The sequence below is a fragment of the Apibacter sp. B2912 genome (assembly GCF_009827835.1).
GTDB lineage: Bacteria > Bacteroidota > Bacteroidia > Flavobacteriales > Weeksellaceae > Apibacter.
In genome coordinates this window covers 332,980-353,499 of the sequence record NZ_WINV01000001.1, presented here as the reverse complement: position 1 = coordinate 353,499, position 20,520 = coordinate 332,980, and the positions used below count along the sequence as shown (strand labels likewise).

The 20,520-nt window shown below is 31.2% G+C and carries 32 protein-coding genes; 30 read left to right on the top strand and 2 right to left on the bottom strand.

Going from position 1 to position 20,520, the window contains the following annotated elements:
- The first annotated feature begins 57 nt into the window (after positions 1 to 57).
- The 29 genes from GFV01_RS01580 (at position 58) to rplQ (ending at position 16,135) form a co-directional block, all read left to right on the top strand.
- Positions 58 to 2,172 (top strand): prolyl oligopeptidase family protein, encoded by a 2,115-nt coding sequence (locus GFV01_RS01580; protein WP_160564297.1) that lies wholly within the window; start codon positions 58 to 60, stop codon positions 2,170 to 2,172.
- A gap of 465 nt (positions 2,173 to 2,637) precedes the next feature.
- The gene (gene rplC / locus GFV01_RS01575; RefSeq protein WP_055425373.1) at positions 2,638 to 3,261 is read left to right on the top strand and encodes a 50S ribosomal protein L3; all 624 of its coding nucleotides are present in this window, start codon (positions 2,638 to 2,640) and stop codon (positions 3,259 to 3,261) included.
- Positions 3,252 to 3,881 (top strand): 50S ribosomal protein L4, encoded by a 630-nt coding sequence (gene rplD / locus GFV01_RS01570; RefSeq protein WP_160564295.1) that lies wholly within the window; start codon positions 3,252 to 3,254, stop codon positions 3,879 to 3,881. Before rplC ends, rplD begins: the two co-directional genes overlap by 10 nt.
- A 4-nt stretch (positions 3,882 to 3,885) precedes the next feature.
- The gene (gene rplW, locus GFV01_RS01565) at positions 3,886 to 4,176 is read left to right on the top strand and encodes a 50S ribosomal protein L23 (protein WP_105298128.1); all 291 of its coding nucleotides are present in this window, start codon (positions 3,886 to 3,888) and stop codon (positions 4,174 to 4,176) included.
- Positions 4,177 to 4,189: 13 nt separating this feature from the next.
- On the top strand, positions 4,190 to 5,011 hold the full coding sequence (rplB, locus tag GFV01_RS01560; RefSeq protein ID WP_105298127.1) for a 50S ribosomal protein L2: 822 nt from the start codon (positions 4,190 to 4,192) through the stop codon (positions 5,009 to 5,011).
- 6 nt (positions 5,012 to 5,017) lie between these two features.
- Positions 5,018 to 5,296: a 30S ribosomal protein S19 gene (rpsS, locus tag GFV01_RS01555; protein ID WP_055425369.1), complete on the top strand. Its 279-nt coding sequence runs from the start codon at positions 5,018 to 5,020 to the stop codon at positions 5,294 to 5,296.
- 6 nt (positions 5,297 to 5,302) lie between these two features.
- Entirely contained in the window at positions 5,303 to 5,707 is a 405-nt protein-coding gene (gene rplV / locus GFV01_RS01550) for a 50S ribosomal protein L22 (RefSeq protein ID WP_055425368.1), read from the top strand.
- A 2-nt stretch (positions 5,708 to 5,709) separates the two neighbouring features.
- On the top strand, positions 5,710 to 6,405 hold the full coding sequence (rpsC, locus tag GFV01_RS01545) for a 30S ribosomal protein S3 (protein WP_055425367.1): 696 nt from the start codon (positions 5,710 to 5,712) through the stop codon (positions 6,403 to 6,405).
- Positions 6,406 to 6,424: 19 nt separating this feature from the next.
- Positions 6,425 to 6,847, top strand: a complete 423-nt coding sequence (rplP, locus tag GFV01_RS01540; RefSeq protein WP_055425366.1) for a 50S ribosomal protein L16 — start codon at positions 6,425 to 6,427, stop codon at positions 6,845 to 6,847.
- 12 nt (positions 6,848 to 6,859) lie between these two features.
- Positions 6,860 to 7,036, top strand: coding sequence for a 50S ribosomal protein L29 (gene rpmC, locus GFV01_RS01535; RefSeq protein WP_105298126.1), 177 nt, complete (start codon positions 6,860 to 6,862; stop codon positions 7,034 to 7,036).
- A 32-nt stretch (positions 7,037 to 7,068) separates the two neighbouring features.
- The gene (gene rpsQ, locus GFV01_RS01530; protein WP_185150309.1) at positions 7,069 to 7,323 is read left to right on the top strand and encodes a 30S ribosomal protein S17; all 255 of its coding nucleotides are present in this window, start codon (positions 7,069 to 7,071) and stop codon (positions 7,321 to 7,323) included.
- A gap of 7 nt (positions 7,324 to 7,330) precedes the next feature.
- Positions 7,331 to 7,699, top strand: coding sequence for a 50S ribosomal protein L14 (gene rplN / locus GFV01_RS01525; RefSeq protein ID WP_055425363.1), 369 nt, complete (start codon positions 7,331 to 7,333; stop codon positions 7,697 to 7,699).
- A 15-nt stretch (positions 7,700 to 7,714) separates the two neighbouring features.
- Positions 7,715 to 8,029 (top strand): 50S ribosomal protein L24, encoded by a 315-nt coding sequence (rplX, locus tag GFV01_RS01520; RefSeq protein ID WP_105298124.1) that lies wholly within the window; start codon positions 7,715 to 7,717, stop codon positions 8,027 to 8,029.
- A 16-nt stretch (positions 8,030 to 8,045) separates the two neighbouring features.
- On the top strand, positions 8,046 to 8,597 hold the full coding sequence (gene rplE, locus GFV01_RS01515; protein ID WP_105298123.1) for a 50S ribosomal protein L5: 552 nt from the start codon (positions 8,046 to 8,048) through the stop codon (positions 8,595 to 8,597).
- Between the two features lie 8 nt (positions 8,598 to 8,605).
- Positions 8,606 to 8,875: a 30S ribosomal protein S14 gene (gene rpsN / locus GFV01_RS01510; protein WP_055425360.1), complete on the top strand. Its 270-nt coding sequence runs from the start codon at positions 8,606 to 8,608 to the stop codon at positions 8,873 to 8,875.
- Positions 8,876 to 8,938: 63 nt separating this feature from the next.
- A complete protein-coding gene (gene rpsH, locus GFV01_RS01505; RefSeq protein ID WP_160541867.1) occupies positions 8,939 to 9,337 on the top strand; it encodes a 30S ribosomal protein S8 in 399 nt (132 codons plus the stop codon).
- Between the two features lie 12 nt (positions 9,338 to 9,349).
- Positions 9,350 to 9,895, top strand: a complete 546-nt coding sequence (gene rplF, locus GFV01_RS01500; RefSeq protein ID WP_160564294.1) for a 50S ribosomal protein L6 — start codon at positions 9,350 to 9,352, stop codon at positions 9,893 to 9,895.
- Positions 9,896 to 9,906: 11 nt separating this feature from the next.
- A complete protein-coding gene (gene rplR, locus GFV01_RS01495) occupies positions 9,907 to 10,263 on the top strand; it encodes a 50S ribosomal protein L18 (RefSeq protein WP_105298120.1) in 357 nt (118 codons plus the stop codon).
- A 14-nt stretch (positions 10,264 to 10,277) separates the two neighbouring features.
- A complete protein-coding gene (rpsE, locus tag GFV01_RS01490) occupies positions 10,278 to 10,799 on the top strand; it encodes a 30S ribosomal protein S5 (protein ID WP_055425356.1) in 522 nt (173 codons plus the stop codon).
- 4 nt (positions 10,800 to 10,803) lie between these two features.
- A complete protein-coding gene (gene rpmD, locus GFV01_RS01485; protein WP_055425355.1) occupies positions 10,804 to 10,980 on the top strand; it encodes a 50S ribosomal protein L30 in 177 nt (58 codons plus the stop codon).
- 6 nt (positions 10,981 to 10,986) lie between these two features.
- Positions 10,987 to 11,436 carry a 50S ribosomal protein L15 gene (gene rplO, locus GFV01_RS01480; RefSeq protein ID WP_160564292.1) on the top strand — a complete coding sequence of 150 codons (450 nt, stop codon included), beginning with the start codon at positions 10,987 to 10,989 and terminating at the stop codon, positions 11,434 to 11,436.
- Positions 11,437 to 11,442: 6 nt separating this feature from the next.
- Entirely contained in the window at positions 11,443 to 12,822 is a 1,380-nt protein-coding gene (gene secY, locus GFV01_RS01475) for a preprotein translocase subunit SecY (RefSeq protein ID WP_105298118.1), read from the top strand.
- A 3-nt stretch (positions 12,823 to 12,825) separates the two neighbouring features.
- Complete coding sequence (gene infA / locus GFV01_RS01470; protein WP_055425352.1) at positions 12,826 to 13,041, top strand: translation initiation factor IF-1; 216 nt, start codon at positions 12,826 to 12,828, stop codon at positions 13,039 to 13,041.
- A gap of 13 nt (positions 13,042 to 13,054) precedes the next feature.
- On the top strand, positions 13,055 to 13,171 hold the full coding sequence (gene ykgO, locus GFV01_RS01465; RefSeq protein WP_073961215.1) for a type B 50S ribosomal protein L36: 117 nt from the start codon (positions 13,055 to 13,057) through the stop codon (positions 13,169 to 13,171).
- Between the two features lie 4 nt (positions 13,172 to 13,175).
- Complete coding sequence (rpsM, locus tag GFV01_RS01460; RefSeq protein WP_105298117.1) at positions 13,176 to 13,553, top strand: 30S ribosomal protein S13; 378 nt, start codon at positions 13,176 to 13,178, stop codon at positions 13,551 to 13,553.
- Positions 13,554 to 13,564: 11 nt separating this feature from the next.
- Positions 13,565 to 13,957 (top strand): 30S ribosomal protein S11, encoded by a 393-nt coding sequence (rpsK, locus tag GFV01_RS01455; RefSeq protein ID WP_105298116.1) that lies wholly within the window; start codon positions 13,565 to 13,567, stop codon positions 13,955 to 13,957.
- A 27-nt stretch (positions 13,958 to 13,984) separates the two neighbouring features.
- Positions 13,985 to 14,596: a 30S ribosomal protein S4 gene (gene rpsD / locus GFV01_RS01450; RefSeq protein ID WP_105298115.1), complete on the top strand. Its 612-nt coding sequence runs from the start codon at positions 13,985 to 13,987 to the stop codon at positions 14,594 to 14,596.
- 24 nt (positions 14,597 to 14,620) lie between these two features.
- Positions 14,621 to 15,613, top strand: a complete 993-nt coding sequence (locus GFV01_RS01445) for a DNA-directed RNA polymerase subunit alpha (RefSeq protein ID WP_160541870.1) — start codon at positions 14,621 to 14,623, stop codon at positions 15,611 to 15,613.
- A 9-nt stretch (positions 15,614 to 15,622) separates the two neighbouring features.
- The gene (rplQ, locus tag GFV01_RS01440; RefSeq protein WP_160564290.1) at positions 15,623 to 16,135 is read left to right on the top strand and encodes a 50S ribosomal protein L17; all 513 of its coding nucleotides are present in this window, start codon (positions 15,623 to 15,625) and stop codon (positions 16,133 to 16,135) included.
- A 521-nt stretch (positions 16,136 to 16,656) separates the two neighbouring features.
- Here the strand turns inward: rplQ and GFV01_RS01435 are convergent.
- On the bottom strand, positions 16,657 to 18,078 hold the full coding sequence (locus GFV01_RS01435; RefSeq protein ID WP_160557078.1) for an OmpA family protein: 1,422 nt from the start codon (positions 18,076 to 18,078) through the stop codon (positions 16,657 to 16,659).
- A gap of 95 nt (positions 18,079 to 18,173) precedes the next feature.
- A complete protein-coding gene (folK, locus tag GFV01_RS01430; protein ID WP_160564288.1) occupies positions 18,174 to 18,584 on the bottom strand; it encodes a 2-amino-4-hydroxy-6-hydroxymethyldihydropteridine diphosphokinase in 411 nt (136 codons plus the stop codon).
- A gap of 31 nt (positions 18,585 to 18,615) precedes the next feature.
- On the opposite strand from folK, the gene sppA reads away from it, so the two are divergent.
- Positions 18,616 to 20,382, top strand: coding sequence for a signal peptide peptidase SppA (gene sppA, locus GFV01_RS01425; protein ID WP_160564286.1), 1,767 nt, complete (start codon positions 18,616 to 18,618; stop codon positions 20,380 to 20,382).
- The last annotated feature ends 138 nt before the right edge of the window (positions 20,383 to 20,520 follow it).

Here is a 20,520-nt window from a genome sequence, read left to right as displayed (position 1 = left end):
ACCTTTAATTTGTTAATTAAAGGTTTTTTTTAATTTTATAATTATTAATTAGTTTTTATGATAAAACCAAAAATAATTACGTTAAGTTTAGTCTCATGCTTAACCGTAAATGCACAACACATGAAATATCCTGGTACAGAAAAACAATCGGTGGTTGACGAATATTTTGGAGAAAAAGTTCCGGCTCCTTATAGATGGTTGGAAGATGATCAATCTCCCAAAACTAAACAATGGATAAAAACTCAAAATGAGTTGACAATTGAGTATTTACAAAACATACCGTATAGAAATCAATTAAAAGACCAGCTTAAAAAGCTGTGGAATTATGAAAGAATTTCAGCACCTTTTGAGGAAGGAAATTATACCTATTATTATAAAAATAATGGATTGCAGCCTCAGTCGGTGCTTTATAGAAAATTAACTTCCGGAGGAAAAGAAGAGGTATTTTTAGATCCCAACACCTTTTCTAAAGACGGTACATCTTCTTTAGGTGATATTTCTTTCAGTAAAGACGGAAGCTTGGCCGCTTATCAAATATCGGAAGGTGGTTCAGATTGGAGGAAAGTAGTAGTAATAGAAACCCAAACTAAAAAACAGATTGGAGATACATTAACTCACGTTAAATTTTCAAACATAGCTTGGAAATCCAATGAAGGATTTTATTATTCGAGTTATCAAAAGCCGAAAGAAGGAAGTCAATTATCAGGGAAAACAGAGCATCATATCTTGTATTTTCATTCCTTAAAGGAATCTCAATCCAAAGACCCGATAATTTTCGGGGGAGAAGAAACACCAAGAAGATATATCAATGCAAAGGTTTCCGAAGATCAACGATATATAATAATTACGGCAGCAAATTCAACATCGGGTAATGAACTATATATTCTGGACACCCAAAATAAAAATAAAATACAACCCATCGTAACCGGTTTTACCAATAATTACGAAGTAATCACTACCGATGGAGATTGGTTATATATTGAAACCAATGAACAGGCACCCAATAAAAAATTGGTTAGATTGAATGTAACACAATTAGGGCAGAAAGAGCCGAAATGGGAAACGATCATACCGGAGTCTGAATCAGTCTTACATGTGACCGGTGCTAATAAATATTTTTTTGCTAACTATATTGTTGATGTACATTCTGAAGTGAAGCAATTCGATTTAAATGGTAACTTAATACGAACCTTACCATTACCCGGATTAGGTCAGGCAACAGGCTTTACAGGAAAATCTCATCAAAAAGAAATATATTATTCCTTTACCAGCTACATATATCCATCAACCGTTTTTAAGTTAGATACGGAAAACGGAAAATCAGAGCTGTACAAAAAACCTGAGATAAACTTTGATCCGCATCAATTTGAGAGTAAACAAATTTTTTATACTTCATCAGACGGAACGAAAATACCGATGACAATTACTTATAAAAAAGGGACACAGTTCAATGGGAAAAATCCAACCCTTTTATATGGATATGGAGGATTCGAAATTAGTCTGCTTCCCGTATTTTCTGTAGCGACTGCCGTGTGGTTACAAAATGGAGGAGTCTATGCAGTTGCTAACCTTCGAGGAGGAGGGGAATACGGTAGAAAGTGGCATGACGCAGGAACTCAATTAAAGAAAAAAAATGTATTTGAAGATTTTATAGCCGCCGGTGAATATTTAATATCCAACAAATATACATCTTCAGAATACTTAGCCTTATCGGGAGGATCCAATGGAGGATTGTTAGTAGGAGCAGTAATGACCATGCGGCCAAATTTAGCCAAAGTTGCCTTACCGGCTGTGGGTGTTCTTGATATGTTACGATATCATACTTTTACTGCCGGAGCCGGGTGGGCGTATGATTATGGAACAGCAGAAGATAATAAAGAAATGTTTACTTATCTTAAATCCTATTCTCCGGTACATAATGTTAAAAAAGGAATTTGCTATCCTGCAACATTACTTACTACCGGAGATCATGATGACCGAGTAGTTCCTTCTCATTCCTATAAATTTGCTGCAGAATTACAAGAAAAACAAAATTGCAAAAATCCGGCTTTAATAAGAATTGAAACAAGGGCCGGACATGGAGCCGGAAAACCTATTGATTTACTTATTGAAGAAACTGCAGATAAATTTGCTTTTGCTTTTAAAAATTTCGGAATTAAAGAGTTAAAATAGATACAAAAAACCAAAAATAACACCGAGGGATCGCTTTATTTTATAGCAATCCCTTATTTTTTATAGAAAGATTATTATAAGTTATATATATTGTAAAATCAATAAAGTTTAAAAAAAATTTTATAATTAAATGATTTAAAAAATAGAAAAATTACATTCAATCAAATTATGCAAAATTTAGATTAATTTAAATTAAAAGTTTTTGAGCTTACCTACATTGAGAAAAAAAGGAATTACGTGATATGTGAAAAACTTAAAAACACAATAAAGTTATAAGTATTTTGTTTTGAATTAATTTACCTAAAATTAGATGAAATAATGATAAATTTTAAATTAAAATTTTAATCAAGTTAAATCCATTAAAATCAAAATAAAAACTAATTATAAAAAATTTTGAATCAGAATGTTAAATTGTGAAAAAAATTTTTTAATTTTGCAGTCCGAAAAAATATATAAATAGAACAAATGTCAGGTATTATTGGAAAAAAAATTGGCATGACCAGCTTGTTTGACGAGGAAGGTAAAAACATTCCTTGTACTGTTATAGAAGCAGGTCCATGTACAGTTTTACAGGTCAGAACCGAAGAAAAGGACGGCTATTATGCGGTTCAGCTAGGTTTCGATGACAGAAGTGAAAAAAATGTCGGCAAAGCCCTTTTAGGTCACTTCAAAAAAGCAGGTTCAACACCAAAAAGAAAAATGGTGGAGTTTCGTCATGGATTTGACGGATTGAAAATTGGAGAAGAAGTAAAAGTTGATTTATTTTCAGAAGGAGAATATGTTGACGTTACCGGAACTTCAAAAGGTAAAGGATTCCAAGGGGTGGTTAAAAGACACGGCTTTGGAGGAGTTATGCAAGCAACACACGGTCAGCATAACAGATTAAGAGCTCCGGGTTCTATTGGAGCGGGATCAGATCCATCCAGAGTATTTAAAGGAATGAGAATGGCTGGAAGAATGGGTGGAAATCAAGTGACAGTGCAAAATTTACAGGTTATAAAAGTGGACAATGAAAAAAATCTTTTAATTGTAAAAGGTGCAGTTCCGGGTCCTAAAAATTCATATGTAATTGTAAGAAGATGGAATTAGTAGTACTAGATAGAAGCGGAAAAGAAACCGGAAGAAAGGTTACTTTAGACGAAACAATATTTGGAGTTGAACCAAATACACATGCTGTTTACTTAGAAGTAAAGCAATATTTGGCATCACAGAGACAAGGAACTCATAAATCTAAAGAAAGATCCGAATTAAGTGGATCAACTCGTAAACTTCATCGTCAAAAAGGAACAGGAGGTTCCCGAAAAGGAGATATCAACAACCCTTTGTTCAGAGGTGGAGCAAGAGTATTTGGACCTAGACCAAGAGATTACAGGTTCAAATTAAATAAATCATTAAAAAGAATAGCAAAAAAATCAGTTTTTAGCCAAAAATTAAAAGAAAACAACTTAAAAGTAGTTGAAGACTTAAATTTTGAAGCACCTAAAACAAAAGATTTTACTAAAGTTTTACAAAATTTAGGACTAGCTAACAAAAAAGCTTTGTTTATTTTAGGGCAGTCTAATAAAAATGTATACTTGTCATCACGAAATTTACAAGACGCTAAAGTATTAGGATATAACGAGATAAGTAGTTATGATATCTTAAAAGCGAATGAAGTGGTTTTGTTTGAAAGTTCAGTAGAAAAAATACAAGAAAATTTAAGAAAATAGAATTATGTCTGTACTCATAAAACCTATTATATCAGAAAAAGCTAACGAAATCGCTGAAAAAAGAAATCGTTATACTTTTTTAGTAAATACTAAAGCGAATAAGTCAGAGATTAAATATGCTGTAGAACAAGCTTACGGAGTTAATGTAGTTGCAGTAAGAACATTAATTTCTGCACCTGTTGTTAAGTCAAAATATACAAAAACAGGTCTTCAAGTTGGAAAAACTAATAAATTGAAAAAAGCAATGGTTGACATAAAAGAAGGTCAAACCATTGATGTATTTGGAAATATATAATTTATAAAGAATCATGTCGGTAAGAAAATTAAAACCTATCACCCCCGGACAAAGATTCAGAATTGTTAACAATTTTGAAGAAATCACTACTTCAAAACCAGAAAAATCCTTACTAAGAGGAATTTCTAAATCAGGAGGTAGAAATAATTCCGGAAAAATGACCATGCGTTATACCGGAGGTGGACACAAGAAACGATACAGAGAGATCGATTTCAAGAGAAATAAGTTTGGCATTCCGGCTACTGTAAAATCAGTAGAATATGATCCAAACAGAACTGCATTTATCGCATTATTGGTTTATGCAGACGGTGAAAAACGCTACATTGTGTCTCCTCACGGTATTAAGGTAGGACAAAAAGTCGTTTCAGGAGAGAGTGTTGCTCCTGAAATTGGAAACGCAATGAAATTAAAAAGCATACCTTTAGGTACTGTTATTTCATGTATTGAGTTACGTCCCGGACAAGGAGCAAAAATGGCAAGAAGTGCCGGAACCAGCGCACAACTTATAGCCAGAGACGGTAAATATGCCGTTCTTAAAATGCCTTCCGGAGAAACTCGTATGATTTTAGTTGAATGTATGGCAACAATTGGTTCAGTATCCAATTCAGATCATCAGTTAATCGTATCTGGTAAAGCAGGTAGAAGCAGATGGTTAGGAAGAAGACCAAGAACAAGGCCGGTAGCAATGAACCCTGTAGATCACCCAATGGGAGGTGGTGAAGGTAGATCAACCGGAGGACATCCAAGATCTAGAAAAGGTATGCCTGCAAAAGGATACAAGACTCGTTCAAAGAAGAAAGAATCGAATCGTTATATTTTACAAAAAAGAAAATAATCTAGTATGGCACGTTCGTTAAAAAAAGGACCTTATATTCACTATAAATTAAACAAGAAAGTTCAAGCAAATATAGAGTCAGGAAAAAAAGTCGTGATTAAAACATGGTCTAGAGCATCAATGATATCTCCGGATTTCGTTGGTCAAACGTTTGCAGTACATAACGGAAAACAATTTGTACCGGTATATGTAACTGAAAATATGGTTGGACATAAGCTAGGAGAATTTTCACCTACTCGTGTGTTTAGAGGTCATGCAGGAAATAAAAATAAAGGTAACAGATAATAAGCAATGGGTAACAGAAAACAAAATAGTGCAACAGCACGTAAAGAAGCTAAGAAAAATTTAGCAATTGCTCGCTTGAATAATTGTCCTACCTCGCCTAGAAAGATGAGATTAGTAGCAGATATCATTAGAGGCGTTGATGTTGATAAAGCATTATACATATTAAAATATTCAAAAAAAGAAGCTTCAATCAGATTAGAAAAACTTTTATTAAGTGCTATAGCTAATTGGCAAGTTAAAAATGAAGGTAAAGACATCGAAGAAGCTAAACTTTATGTAAAAGAAATTTTTGTTGACGGTGGATCTATGTTAAAAAGATTACGTCCTGCTCCTCAAGGGAGAGGATATAGGATTAGAAAAAGATCTAATCATGTAACAATTATTCTAGGAAACAAAAACGAAGTAAATTAAGTATGGGACAGAAAACAAATCCAATAGGTAATAGATTAGGAATCATTCGAGGATGGGATTCTAATTGGTATGGTGGAAAAAACTTTGGAGATAAAATAGCAGAAGATTACAAAATCAGAAGATATTTAGAAGCAAGATTATCCAAAGCAGGTGTTTCCAGAATTTACATCGAAAGAACTTTAAAATTAGTTACTATTACCATCACCACAGCAAGACCTGGAATTATCATAGGAAAAGGTGGTCAGGAAGTAGATAAATTAAAAGAAGAGTTAAAAAAGATTACTAAAAAGGAAATTCAAATAAATATTTTTGAAATTAAAAGACCTGAACTGGATGCAAAATTAGTTGCAGAAAGTGTAGCTCGTCAAATTGAAAGCCGTATCTCATATAGAAGAGCTGTTAAAATGGCTATTGCATCTACAATGAGAATGAACGCTGAAGGAATTAAAATTATGATTTCCGGACGTTTAAACGGTGCTGAAATGGCAAGATCAGAATCTTTTAAAGAAGGAAGAATTCCTTTGTCAACTTTCCGTGCTGATATTGATTATTATATTGCTGAAGCTCATACAACTTATGGTCGCTTAGGGGTAAAAGTATGGATTATGAAAGGCGAAGTGTATGGTAAAAGGGAGTTATCTCCGTTAGTAGGTCTTCAGAAAAAGACTCAGAAAAGAAAAGTTAAAGAAAGAAGATAAAAAAATATCTTAGGTAATTATGTTACAACCAAAAAGAACAAAATTCCGTAAACAGCAAAAAGGACGTATGAAAGGTCTTTCTTACAGAGGAAGTAAATTAGCATACGGTACTTTTGGAATTAAAGCGTTAGATTCAGTATTTATTACTGCAAGACAGATAGAAGCTGCACGTATTGCTGCCACTCGATATATGAAAAGAGAAGGACAATTATGGATTAAAATATTCCCGGATAAGCCTATTACCAAAAAACCTGCTGAGGTTCGTATGGGTAAAGGAAAAGGTGCTGTGGAATATTGGGTAGCAAGAGTATCACCGGGAAGAATTTTATTTGAAATAGGGGGAGTTCCTTATGATGTTGCAAAAGAAGCATTACGACTTGCAGCTCAAAAATTACCGGTGAAAACTAAATTTGTTGTTGCTAACGATTTTGTGCAATCATAAATAATAAAATCGATGAAAGCAGTTGATATAAGAAATTTAAGTCAAGAAGAAGTTAAAGCAAAATTAGCTGAAACAAAAGCTGAGTATGCTAAACTAAGATTATCACATAAAGTGTCTCCAATTGGAAATCCGATTCAATTAAGAGAGATGAGAAAAACAATAGCAAGGTTGTTAACAGCCTTAAAGTAATTTAAAATCCGAAAAAGAATTTAATTTCAATTATGGAAAGAAATTTAAGAAAAGAAAGAATCGGAGTAGTATCTAGCAATAAGATGGATAAAACTATCGTTGTTAGTGAGACAAGCAGAATGAAACATCCCATGTATGGGAAATTCGTTTTAAAAACTAAAAAATATACTGCTCACGATGATAAAAACGAATGCAATGAAGGAGATACCGTTCGCATTATGGAAACTCGTCCATTGAGTAAGAGTAAAAGATGGAGATTAGTAGAAATATTAGAAAGAGCTAAATAATTTAGAGATGCTACAAACAGAATCAAGATTAAAAGTTGCAGATAATACTGGAGCAAAAGAGGCTTTAGTTATCAGAGTGTTAGGAGGTTCAAAAAGAAGATATGCATCTGTAGGTGATAAAATAGTTGTTACTATAAAAGATGCTACTCCATCAGGAAACGCTAAAAAAGGTCAAGTATCCAAAGCAGTAGTGGTTAGAACTAAAAAACCTGTAAGAAGGAAAGATGGTTCTTATATTAGTTTTGAAGATAATGCATGTGTATTGTTAAATGCAGCAGGAGAAATGAGAGGAACTCGTGTTTTTGGACCGGTAGCCAGAGAATTACGTGATAAAGAGTATATGAAAATTATATCATTAGCTCCTGAGGTATTATAAGGTAAATTAAAAAAAATGGCAAAAGTTAAAATAAAAAAAGGAGATAAAGTTCAAGTTCTTGCCGGATCATACAGAGGAAAGCAAGGACAAGTTTTAGTAATTTATCCTGAAAAAAACAGAGCGATAGTTGAAGGAGTTAATATAGTTAAAAAACATAGAAAACCTTCAGCAGAAAATCCTCAAGGAAGCATTATTGAAAAAGAAGCTTCTATACATATTTCTAACTTAGCTCTATTGGATCCAAAATCTGGAAAACCAACAAGAGTAAGTTATAAAATGGATGGTGAGAAAAAAGTTAGAGTTGCAACCAAATCAGGAGAAGTGATTTAATTAAATTTGAAAGATTATGCAATACATAGCAAGACCGAAACAATTATATAAAGATAAAATCATCTCTGCTCTAAAAGAGGAATTTGGTTATACATCTGTGATGCAAGTTCCAAAACTAGAAAAGATTGTGATAAGCCAAGGATTAGGGGCAGCAACAGCAGATAAAAAAATTGTTGATTATGCAGTTGAAGAAATTTCTTTAATTGCAGGACAAAAAGCAATACCATGTCTATCTAAAAAAGATGAAGCTGGTTTCAAACTAAGAAAAGGAATGCCAATCGGCGCAATGGTTACCTTACGTGGTGATAGAATGTATGAGTTTTTAGATCGATTAATTACTGCTGCTCTACCTCGTGTTAGAGATTTTAATGGAATAAAATCAGATGGTTTTGACGGTAGAGGTAACTATACATTAGGAATTACTGAACAAATCATATTTCCAGAAATAAATATTGATAAAGTGAAGAAAATTCAAGGTATGGATATTACCTTTGTAACTAATGCAAAAACCGATAAGGAAGCAAAAGCATTATTAACCCACTTTGGATTACCATTTAAAAAGAATTAATTAATAGTATGGCTAAAGAATCAATGAAAGCGCGTGAGCGCAAAAGAGAAGCACTTTCAGCTAAATATGCCGCTAAAAGAAAAGCTTTAAAAGAAGCCGGAGACTACGAAGCACTTCAAAAGCTTCCTAAAAACTCTTCTCCGGTAAGATTACACAATAGATGTAAGCTTACAGGAAGACCAAGAGGATATATGAGAGTTTTTGGAATTTCCAGAGTAACTTTTAGAGAAATGGCTAACGAAGGATTAATACCGGGAGTTAAAAAAGCTAGTTGGTAAAAATTAAAAAATAACAGATTTTAAAAGTAGAATTTAAATTCTATACTCTAAAATTAAATAAATATGGTTACAGACCCAATTGCAGATTACTTAACAAGAGTAAGAAATGCCATGAGAGCAGGACACAAAGTTGTTGAAATTCCTGCATCAAAAATTAAAAAAGAGATTACTAAAATTCTCTTCGATCAAGGATATATCCTTAACTACAAATTTGAAGAAGGTAGTGTACAAGGAGTTATTAAAATTGCTTTAAAATACGATAAAGCAACTAATCTTCCTGCTATTAAAAAAATTCAAAGAGCATCTAAACCGGGCTTAAGAAAATATTCCGGTTGTAAAGAACTTCCAAGAGTTTTAAATGGATTAGGTATCGCTATTATCTCAACTTCAAAAGGAGTAATGACAGATAAGAAAGCTAGACAAGAAAATGTTGGTGGAGAGGTAATTTGTTATGTTTATTAAAAAATTGAAGAAATGTCAAGAATAGGAAAAGCAATAATAAATATTCCAACAGGTACTACCATTGATTATAAAGATAATGTAGTTACAGTTAAAGGAAAAAACGGTGAGTTAAAACAAGAACTTACCGGAGGAATAACTATAAATATTGAAAATTCTGAATTAGCAGTTCAACGTCCATCCGACAGTAAAGAACATAAATCTTTGCATGGATTATACAGAGCCCTTATTAATAACATGATAGTTGGTGTATCTGAAGGATTCACCAAAAAATTAGAATTAGCGGGGGTTGGTTATAGAGCATCTAATCAAGGGCAAAAATTAGAATTGGCTTTAGGATTTTCGCATTTAGTAGTTATGGAGTTACCTCAAGAAGTAAAAGTGGAAACTTTAACTGAAAAAGGTAAAAATCCAATAATTACTTTATCTTCGTATGATAAACATTTATTAGGGATGGTTTGTGCAAAAATAAGATCACTTCGTAAACCTGAACCTTATAAAGGTAAAGGAGTTAAATTTGTAGGAGAACAAATCAGAAGAAAAGCAGGTAAATCTGCATAAAAAATTAAGTTATGGCATTAACTAAAAGAGAAAAAAGAATAAGAGTTAAAAGGAGAGTACGTAAAAATATATTCGGTACAGCTGAAAAACCTCGTTTGTCAGTTTTTAGAAGTAATAAAGAAATTTACGCTCAACTTATAGATGATAATTCTGGCAAAACTTTAGCTTACGCATCTTCGCGTCAAAAAGAAATCGCTGGAGAAAAAGGAACTAAAACTGAAATTTCTGCTTTAGTAGGTAAGAAATTAGCTGAAAATGCTAAAGTAGCTGGTATTGAAACTGTAGTTTTTGATAGAAATGGCTTCATATATCACGGAAGAGTGAAAGCCTTAGCTGATGGTGCTAGAGAAGGAGGTTTAAAATTTTAATACATTAAAAAATTATGTTAGGAATAAATAATATTGAAAGAGTAAAACCGGGTGGGTTAGAGCTTGTAGATCGTTTAGTAGGTGTACAAAGAGTAACAAAAGTAACCAAAGGTGGTAGAGCATTCGGATTTTCAGCTATTGTGGTTGTAGGTGATGAAAAAGGAGTTGTAGGATTTGGTTTAGGTAAATCAAAAGAAGTGGCTAGCGCTATTTCAAAAGCTGTAGAAGATGCTAAGAAAAATTTAGTTAGAGTACCGATATTAAACGGTTCACTTCCACATGAACAATCTGCAAAATATGGCGGTGCTGATGTATTTATACGTCCAGCATCTCATGGTACAGGTTTGATTGCTGGGGGAGCAGTTCGTGCTGTATTGGAATCTGCAGGAGTTAAAGATGTACTTTCAAAATCTAAAGGATCTTCAAATCCGCATAACGTAGTAAAAGCAACAGTAAAAGCACTATTAAACTTAAGAAGTGCTGAAACTATTGCACAACAAAGAGGAGTTTCACTTTCTAAAGTATTTAAAGGATAAGAACATGGCAACGATAAAAATAACTTTAAAAAGAAGTTCAATTAAAAGACCGAAAAATCAAAAGCTTACTTTAGAAGCATTAGGTTTAACTAAATTGAATAAGACCGTTGAACATGAAGCAACCCCACAAATATTAGGTATGGTTGCAGTAGTAAAACATTTAGTAACTGTTGAAGAATAATAAGATATGAATTTACATACTTTAAAACCTGCACAAGGTTCAACACATAATAGTAAGAGACTAGGTAGAGGTCAAGGAAGTGGTAAAGGAGGTACTTCTACTAAAGGTCACAAAGGAGATAAATCTCGTTCAGGACATAAAGATAAAGTAGGATTTGAAGGAGGTCAAATGCCTTTACAAAGAAGAATTCCTAAATTTGGCTTTAAAAATATCAATAGAAAGGAGTATGTGGGTATTAATTTAGACACAATTCAAGGTTTAATTGATAGTAATAAAATTTCTACTGAAATCACCAAAGAAACTTTAATTCTAAATGGATTAATTTCTAAAAATGATTTAGTTAAAATTCTTGGTAGAGGAGAATTAAAATCAACCGTTAATATAACTGTTGATAAATATACTAAATCAGCAAAAGAGGCTATTGAAAAAGCCGGAGGGAAAGCTAACATCTTATAAAATAGCATGAAAGGATTTATACAGACATTAAAGAATATCTGGAGTATAAAAGAGTTAAGAGATAAACTTATTTTCACTTTTGTTCTAGTATTGGTATACAGATTTGGTACGCATGTTTCACTTCCTGCTATCAATATGGTTGAAGTAGATAATATTCTTGAAATCTACAAAAACAATGGTGGAAACCAACAGGCTACCGGCCTGTTAGGTTTATTATCTTCATTTACGGGAGGTGCATTCAGTAAAGCATCAATTTTTGCTTTAGGTATTATGCCGTATATATCTGCTTCTATTGTGGTGCAATTAATGGGATTAGCTATACCTTATATACAAAAACTACAAAAAGAGGGAGAAAGCGGTCGTAAGACGGTTAATCAGATTACTAGGTGGTTGACAATTTTAATATGTTTAATACAAGCTCCTGCCTATTTGACATCTATTACACAAGTCTTTCTACCTATTGAGCAATTTAGAACAGCCTATTTAGTAGATCCAAATAATATTTTCTTATTTTGGGTGCCAAGTATTATAATCTTAATTTCAGGCACAATTTTTGCTATGTGGATGGGGGAAAAGATAACTGACAAAGGAATCGGTAATGGGATATCTATTTTAATTATGGTTGGTATTTTAGCAGGTTTTCCAACAGCATTTGTTCAAGAAGTTGGTGTACAAATGGGAGATACCGGAAAAGGACTTATCATGATGTTTATAGAAGTAATTGCTTGGTTGTTAGTTATCATATTATGTATTATGTTGACTGTAGCCGTAAGAAAAGTTCCTGTACAATACGTGAGTAGAACAAAATCTGGATCATTACGTTCCATAACAAATGCGGCTAGGCAATATATACCATTAAAAGTTAATGCAGCCGGTGTAATGCCTATCATTTTTGCACAAGCTTTAATGTTCATACCGGGTTTATTGGTACGTTCTGAAACAACTACTAATACTTTTTGGGCAGGATTTAGTCAAGTATTTAGTTGGCAATATAATTTATTATTTGCCCTGTTAATAATTGTCTTTACCTTTTTCTACACAGCTATTACAATTCCTATAAATCAAATGGCTGATGATTTAAAAAGAAATGGAGGATTAATTCCACGTGTAAAACCAGGTAAAGAAACAGCTGATTATTTAGATGATGTTTTATCTAAAATTACACTACCTGGAGCTATTTATTTAGCTCTTATAGCAGTTCTTCCTGCAATAGTTAAAATTATCGGTCTCACCGCAACCGATAAATTTGCTTTATTTTTTGGAGGAACTTCTTTATTAATTATGGTAGGTGTATTATTAGATACTGTACAACAAATTAATACTTATTTATTAAACCACCATTATGATGGTTTAATGCAGTCAAGATTAAGTAGAAATCCGAATTAATATATGGCAAAACAAAAACATATAGAACAAGACGGAACTATTATTGAAGCATTGTCTAATGCAATGTTCAGAGTAGAATTAGAAAATGGCCACATTTTAACCGCACATATTTCTGGTAAAATGAGGATGCATTATATTAAACTATTACCTGGAGATAAAGTACGGTTGGAAATGTCACCCTATGATTTATCAAAAGGAAGAATAACTTTCAGATATTAAAATAGAAAGAAAAATGAAAATTAGAGCATCACTTAAAAAAAGAAGTTCAGATGATATTGTTGTAAGACGTAAAGGTCGTCTATACATTATAAACAAAAAAAATCCTAAATTTAAACAAAGACAAGGTTAATACTATGGCTAGAATTTCCGGTGTAGATTTACCAAAAAATAAAAGAGGAGTTATAGGCCTTACCTATATTTACGGTGTTGGTAAAAGTACTGCAGCTAAAGTTTTAAAAGATGCAGGAATTAGTGAAGATAAAAAAGTTTCTGAATGGAATGACGATGAAGTTAATGCTATCAGAAAATTCATTTCCGAAAACGTTAAAGTAGAGGGAGAATTACGTTCTGAAATTCAATTAAATATTAAACGTTTAATGGATATTGGATGTCAGAGAGGTATCAGACATCGTCTGGGTTTACCACTTAGAGGTCAAAGAACTAAAAATAATTCTCGTACAAGAAAAGGTAAAAGAAAAACTGTAGCTAATAAGAAAAAAGCCACTAAATAATAAATAGAAACATGGCAAAAACAGCATCAAAAACAGCTAAAAAAAGAAAAGTTAAAATTGAAGCAGTAGGAGAAGCTCATATCCAAGCCTCATTTAATAATATTATTATCTCTTTAACTAATAAAAACGGAGAAGTAATATCATGGGCATCTGCTGGAAAAATGGGTTTTAAAGGCTCTAAAAAAAATACCCCTTATGCAGCTCAAATGGCAGCTGAAAATTGTGCGCAGGTTGCGTATGAATTAGGATTAAGAAGGGTAAAAGTTTTTGTGAAAGGTCCGGGAGCTGGAAGAGAATCCGCTATTCGAACTATTCATAATGCTGGTATTGAAGTTAGTGAAATCGTTGATGTAACTCCTATACCACATAATGGATGTAGACCACCAAAAAGAAGAAGAGTTTAATACTATTAATATCATTCAAATTTTATAATGGCAAGATATATTGGTCCAAAAACGAAAATAGCTAGAAAATTCGGACAAGCTATTTATGGGGAAGATAAGTATTTTGAAAGAAGAAAATACCCTCCAGGACAACACGGTCCGAACAAGAGAAGAGGTGCTAAAAAATCTGAATATGCAGTTCAGTTGGCTGAAAAACAAAAAGCAAAATATACTTACGGTATATTAGAAAGACAATTTGCAAATTTGTTTGATAAGGCACAAAGAAGTAAAGGGATTACCGGTGAAGTATTATTACAATTATGTGAATCAAGACTAGATAACGTAGTTTATAGATTCGGTTTGTCTAATACTAGAGCAGGATCTCGTCAATTAGTATCACACAAACATATCACAGTTAATGGAGAGATTGTAAATATACCTTCTTATCTATTAAAACCTGGTGATGTGATTGGAGTTAGAGAAAAATCTAAATCATTACAAGTAATTAAAGATGCTTTAGCTAATAATTCTCATAAAACTTATGAATGGTTAGTATGGAATGATGAAAAACTATCAGGAGATTTTAAAGTAGTTCCTGAAAGAATTCAAATTCCTGAAGATATCAAAGAACAATTGATAGTCGAATTATATTCTAAATAAAACAAAAAATTAGCTAAGATTTATATGGCAATTTTAAACTTTATAAAACCTGATAAGGTAATTTTAGTTGAATCAGATGATTTTAAAGGTCAATTTGAATTCAGACCCTTAGAGCCTGGATTTGGATTAACCGTTGGAAATGCTTTAAGAAGAGTTTTATTATCTTCGTTGGAAGGGTATGCTATTACATCAATAAGAATTGAAGGAGTTGAACATGAATTTTCAACTATTCCGGGTGTAATAGAAGATGTGACTGAAATCATATTGAATCTTAAAAAAGTTAGATTTAAAAATCAAATCAATAAAGGTGGAAATGAAATTGTAACAGCTCAAATTTCCGGAAAATCAGAATTGACTGCCGGAGATTTAGGTAAATTTATTTCTTCTTATCAAGTTTTAAATCCTGATTTAGTGATTTGTCATATGGATAAATCAGTTAAATTTAATATAACTTTTAATATAGATAAAGGAAGAGGGTACGTACCTGCAGAACAAAATAAATCTAATCACGCTCCAATAGGAACTATAGCAATTGACTCTATTTATACTCCAATCAGAAATGTTAGTTATAGCATTGAAGATTATCGTGTAGAACAGAGAACTGATTATGAAAAGCTTATTTTAGATATTCAAACAGATGGTTCAATAACTCCTCAAGAAGCCTTAACAGAAGCAGCTAAAATATTAATTCATCATTTTATGTTATTTTCTGATGAAAGAATAACATTAGAAGCAGATGTTGTTTCATCCGCAGACACTTATGACGAAGAAGCTCTTCATATGAGACAGTTATTAAAAACTAAACTAGTTGATATGGATCTATCTGTTAGAGCTCTTAATTGTCTTAAGGCTGCAGAAGTTGAAACTTTGGGAGAATTAGTTTCCTTTACAAAATCAGATTTAATGAAGTTTAGGAATTTTGGTAAAAAATCTCTAACCGAATTGGAAGATTTAGTTTATTCTAAGAATCTGACTTTTGGTTTGGATGTTTCAAAGTATAAATTAGAAGCAGAATAATAAGAAATCATGAGACACGGAAAAAAGTTTAATCATTTAGGGAGAACTGCATCACATCGTAAAGCTATGCTTTCCAATATGGCTACTTCCCTTATTCTTCATAAAAGAATTAATACAACTGTTGCTAAAGCTAAAGCATTAAGAACGTATATAGAACCATTATTAACTAAATCTAAAGAAGACACTACTCATAATAGAAGAACTGTTTTTAGTTATCTTCAGAGCAAAGAAGCGGTTACTGAATTATTTAGAACAGTAGCAACTAAAATTTCTTCTAGAAATGGTGGTTATTGTAGAATAATTAAAACTGGTTTTAGATTAGGAGATGGTGCAGATACAGCTCTTATTGAATTAGTGGATTTTAATGAAACCTATAATTCAGGAGAATCTAATAAAAAAGTAACAAGAAGAAGTCGTCGTTCAACCAAAAAAGCGGATTCTGCAGAATCAACATCTGAATCTGTAGTTAATGAAACTAGTGAAGTTGAATCTGAGAATAAATCAGATGAAACAAAAGAATAAAAAATAAATTCAATTTTAAAAAAAAGCAGGTTTAAAAAACCTGCTTTTTTATTTTATACTAATCCCTTTATACTTGCATAGATTTTCAATAATCGTTTTATTGTATAGTATCTATTCATTAAAGAGTTATATATTATTGATAAAATAATTAATTGAAACTATAATATTATTTATAAACATTTAAATATGACTGTATTTCAATAAAATAGATTAAAAGGTCTTTTACATTAATAATAAATTAAAATTTTATTAAAATAAAATACTTTATAGGCAGGTCAAAACTGAATGTTTAATCTAATATTTTATTTATTTAAATGTTTCACTTATAAATTAATAAAATCATTCTTTATAATTTGGTTTTAAAGCTTTAAAAATTATTTTAAATACTTAAAAAAAACTAATTATATTATATAAATAGTAAATTGAGACTAAAAATATAACTTAAAAAGTGGTAGGGTTTAAATATATTTAAATAAAAAAAGCCTCTTATATAAGAGGCTTTTTTTATATTATTAGTTTTTTTATTCTGCAGAATCAAGTAATTTGAAAACCACTCTTCTGTTTTCTTTATTTTTCCATTCAGGACATTTAGAAGCAGGTTTACATTCAGGATATTTAGGGTTAGTGAATCCCATACCTTTACCTGTTAATTGATAAGGAGGCACACCTTTAGAAACTAAATATTTAATTACAGAAGTTACTCTTCTTTTTGATAGATTAAGATTGTAAGCATCTGTTCCTCTAGCATCAGTATGCCCTTCAACTAAAAATCTTGTACCTTGACCGTATTTAATTATAATATCAGCTACTTGATCTAAAATAGGTTGCGATTCTAAAAGAATTTTGTCTGAATCAAGATTAAATTGAATACCTCCCATAGTAGCAATAAGTGGATTAATAGCATCCTCAGCAAGTTTTTGAGGTTCAGGACATCCATCGTTTGATGCAGGGCCAGGGAAAGTAGGGCATTTATCATATAGGTCTATAATACCGTCCATATCTACGTCTAAAGCTCTACCTGAACCATCAACACGAGCCCCTTTAGGAGTATCTAATTCTCTATCCCAATCATCACAAACTCCGTCATCATCTTTATCTCCAAATACACAAACTTCTAATTGTTGTTGACTTGCTACATCATTGATTTTTGTAAACATTTCACGTAATGGATCAACCCAACCTAAAAATTCATTATGTTTTCCAATTTTATATGTTACTCCTAACGATGTTGTTAAAAAGTTATCGGATTTACTTCCTTTATGCAAATCAGCGTAATGACCGTTATTACCGGAACCATCAAATAGTTCATCACCGGTAATTACATACATAGCTCTTAAGGATGCATCCCATCTTTTATTTATTTTATATGTTAAGCCTGTACCTAACTGAGCAAATAAAGATTTTAAACCCATATCTTGGTCCGCCATAGTTTCATAGACGGTTGAACCTTTTTCTAAGAACTTAGTTTTAGCTTTATATTGTATTGTTCCTACACCAGCATATGTATGTAAAGCCCATCTATATGGAGATCTGTTATCAATTCTTCTGAATAAAGATGAAACATTTAAATCACCTAAAATGCTTAATGCAAAATAATTTGTTTTTGCATCAACTTTATTAGAACCATATCCTTGCTTAGATTCACCAAATTGACCTAATAAACTTAATCCTAAGACATGTGAAATTTGTTTATTTATTGAAGCTTGAAAATCATACCCAACTCTCCATTTGCTTGATGCACCATTATCTATAGAGGTAAAATCAGATGTTATTAACCAAGGAACACCTCCATATATAGATACAGACCAGTCATTAAATTGCTTTTGATCATTAGTAAATTTAACATAATCATCAGTGAAATTACTACTATCTACATTTTGAGCTTGTACATTTATGCATGTACAAAAAACTGCAAGTAAAAATAGAATACATTTTTTATTCATAACTATAATTAATTAGTAAGTATATTAAGTCTTCTCCTAATACAAAATGATTGAAGGTTGTAAAATTATCAAAATTTTTTAAATAAAAAAATATATTAAACCAGTTCATATAAAATTTTTTTTGAGAAACTTCTTTTTGATATGTGTGAAGCGTGTGGTATCACTAAAATTTTTGAAAAATATTTTATTGAATTAAAATAAACTATATCAATGTCGATAGTCCTATCCTCATATTTTCCGCTTAAATAACTATCATTAATTCTGCCTAAAGATCTTTCAATTTCTTTAATTGATTTTAAAAGTTTTATGGGTGACAAATCGGTACTAACGATAATTCCAATATTTAGATAATTATTTGATGAAAAATAATCTTCAGGTTCGGATTCAATTAATTTGGATTTTTTTAAAATTGGTCCAATTTTAATATCTATTAAATTTATAGCTAATGTTATATTATTTTTTTTATTTCCTAAATTGCTACCCAGTAACAAAACGACATTGTTCATCTACTAATTAATTATTTGTTAATAGAAAGAAATGAAAAAATTTATCATTCAAGTTTTGGCAACCATTGTTGGTATAGTGTTATTAACGAGTATAGTTGTGTTCGGCTTGATTTTAATAAATATTATAGCATTTATTCCATCTAAATTTGTTGTTAAAGATAAATCAATTTTAGAAATAAATCTAAATAATCCTATTTTGGAATCCCCAAATGATCAAGAAGCATCAATTTCACTTTTAAATAACGATAAGCGTGTTAATTTAAAAGATATTTTAAATGTTATAAATCACGCTAAAACAGATGAAAAAATAGAAGGTATAAGTCTTAAATTATCCAATATAAATGCCGGATACTCACAAATAGCTGAAATTCGTCAAGCCTTGCTAAATTTTAAAGAAAGCAAAAAGTTTATATACTCATATAGTAATGAATGTGATCAAAGATCATATTATTTATCTTCTGTGGCCGATTCTCTATACGCTAATCCAAATGCAAGTATAGAATTAGCAGGTTTATCTGCAGAAGTCTTATTTTATAAAAATTTAGGACAAAAGTTTGGAGTAAATTTTGAAGTTATAAGACACGGTAAATATAAATCAGCCGTTGAGCCGTATCTTAGAGATAATCTTTCAGAAGAGAATAGATATCAGTTAAAAAATTTGTTACAGAATTTTTGGAATAAAATATCATCGGATATAATCTCTTCAAGAAAAATTACTAACGAGAGTTTAAATAAATCTGTAGATAGTTTATATAGTTTTATTCCAGAATTAGCATATAAAAATAGATTAGTAGATAGGTTGATCTATGAATCCCAATATGATAATTTAATTAAAAAGAGACTAGGTTTGTCAGATGATGATTCCATTAATAAAATATCCTTTGAACAATATAAAGAAATTATTGAAGATGTTTCGTTTATTAATGATAAAATAGCCATATTATATGCATCCGGACAAATTTATACAGGTAAAGGAGACACAGAGATTTATTCCAAAACATTTATAAATCTTATTAATGAAATAAAAAATGATGATGATATAAAAGCGGTAGTTTTACGAGTAAATTCACCTGGTGGAAGTGCTAATGCATCAGCTGAAATTTTATATGAATTATATGAGCTAAAAAAGAAAAAACCTTTAATAGTGTCATTTAGTGATATAGCAGCCTCCGGAGGCTATTATATTTCAATGGCTGCTGATAAAATTTATGCCCAAGATAATACACTAACAGGATCCATAGGCGTTTTAGGCATGATCCCGGATGTTAAAAAATTAGCCAATACTATTGGCGTCACTTCAGACTATGTTTCTACAAATGCAAACTCTAATTATTATTCAATTACCCAGGGAACATCTAAAGGATTCAAAGAAATAATGAATAAGGGCATTACTATAACATATAATAAATTTGTTAATGAAGTAATGAAGTGTAGACATATGACCTATGCTCAAGTAGATTCGGTGGGACAAGGTAGAATATGGAGCGGAAGGGATGCATTAGAAAAGGGTTTGGTAGATGAAATCGGCGGATTCAATGAGGCTATTAAATATGCTGCAAAAAAAGCAGGGGTAACATCTTATAATTTAGTTTCCTATCCGGAAGAAAAAACCAATTGGGATCTTATAGTAAATATGTTTACCTCTGATGACAATGATTTGAATCAATCGGGTATAATAGAAAACCTTATTAAATATGAATTAGGTAAGGATCATTATAAATTATATCAAAAAATAAAAAATATAGAAAGTAATCAAGGAATAATGTACTTAATGCCGTATGATGTAGAAATTAAATAACGGATAAAAAGTCTTGAATAAAAATATTCTAACTAATATATCATTTTCAATAAAGATGTTATATCTTTGCAAAACTTAAAAGTTTGAGAAAAGTATTTTTATAATTTTTTCGAGAATTTATTCAACCAAATAGTACAA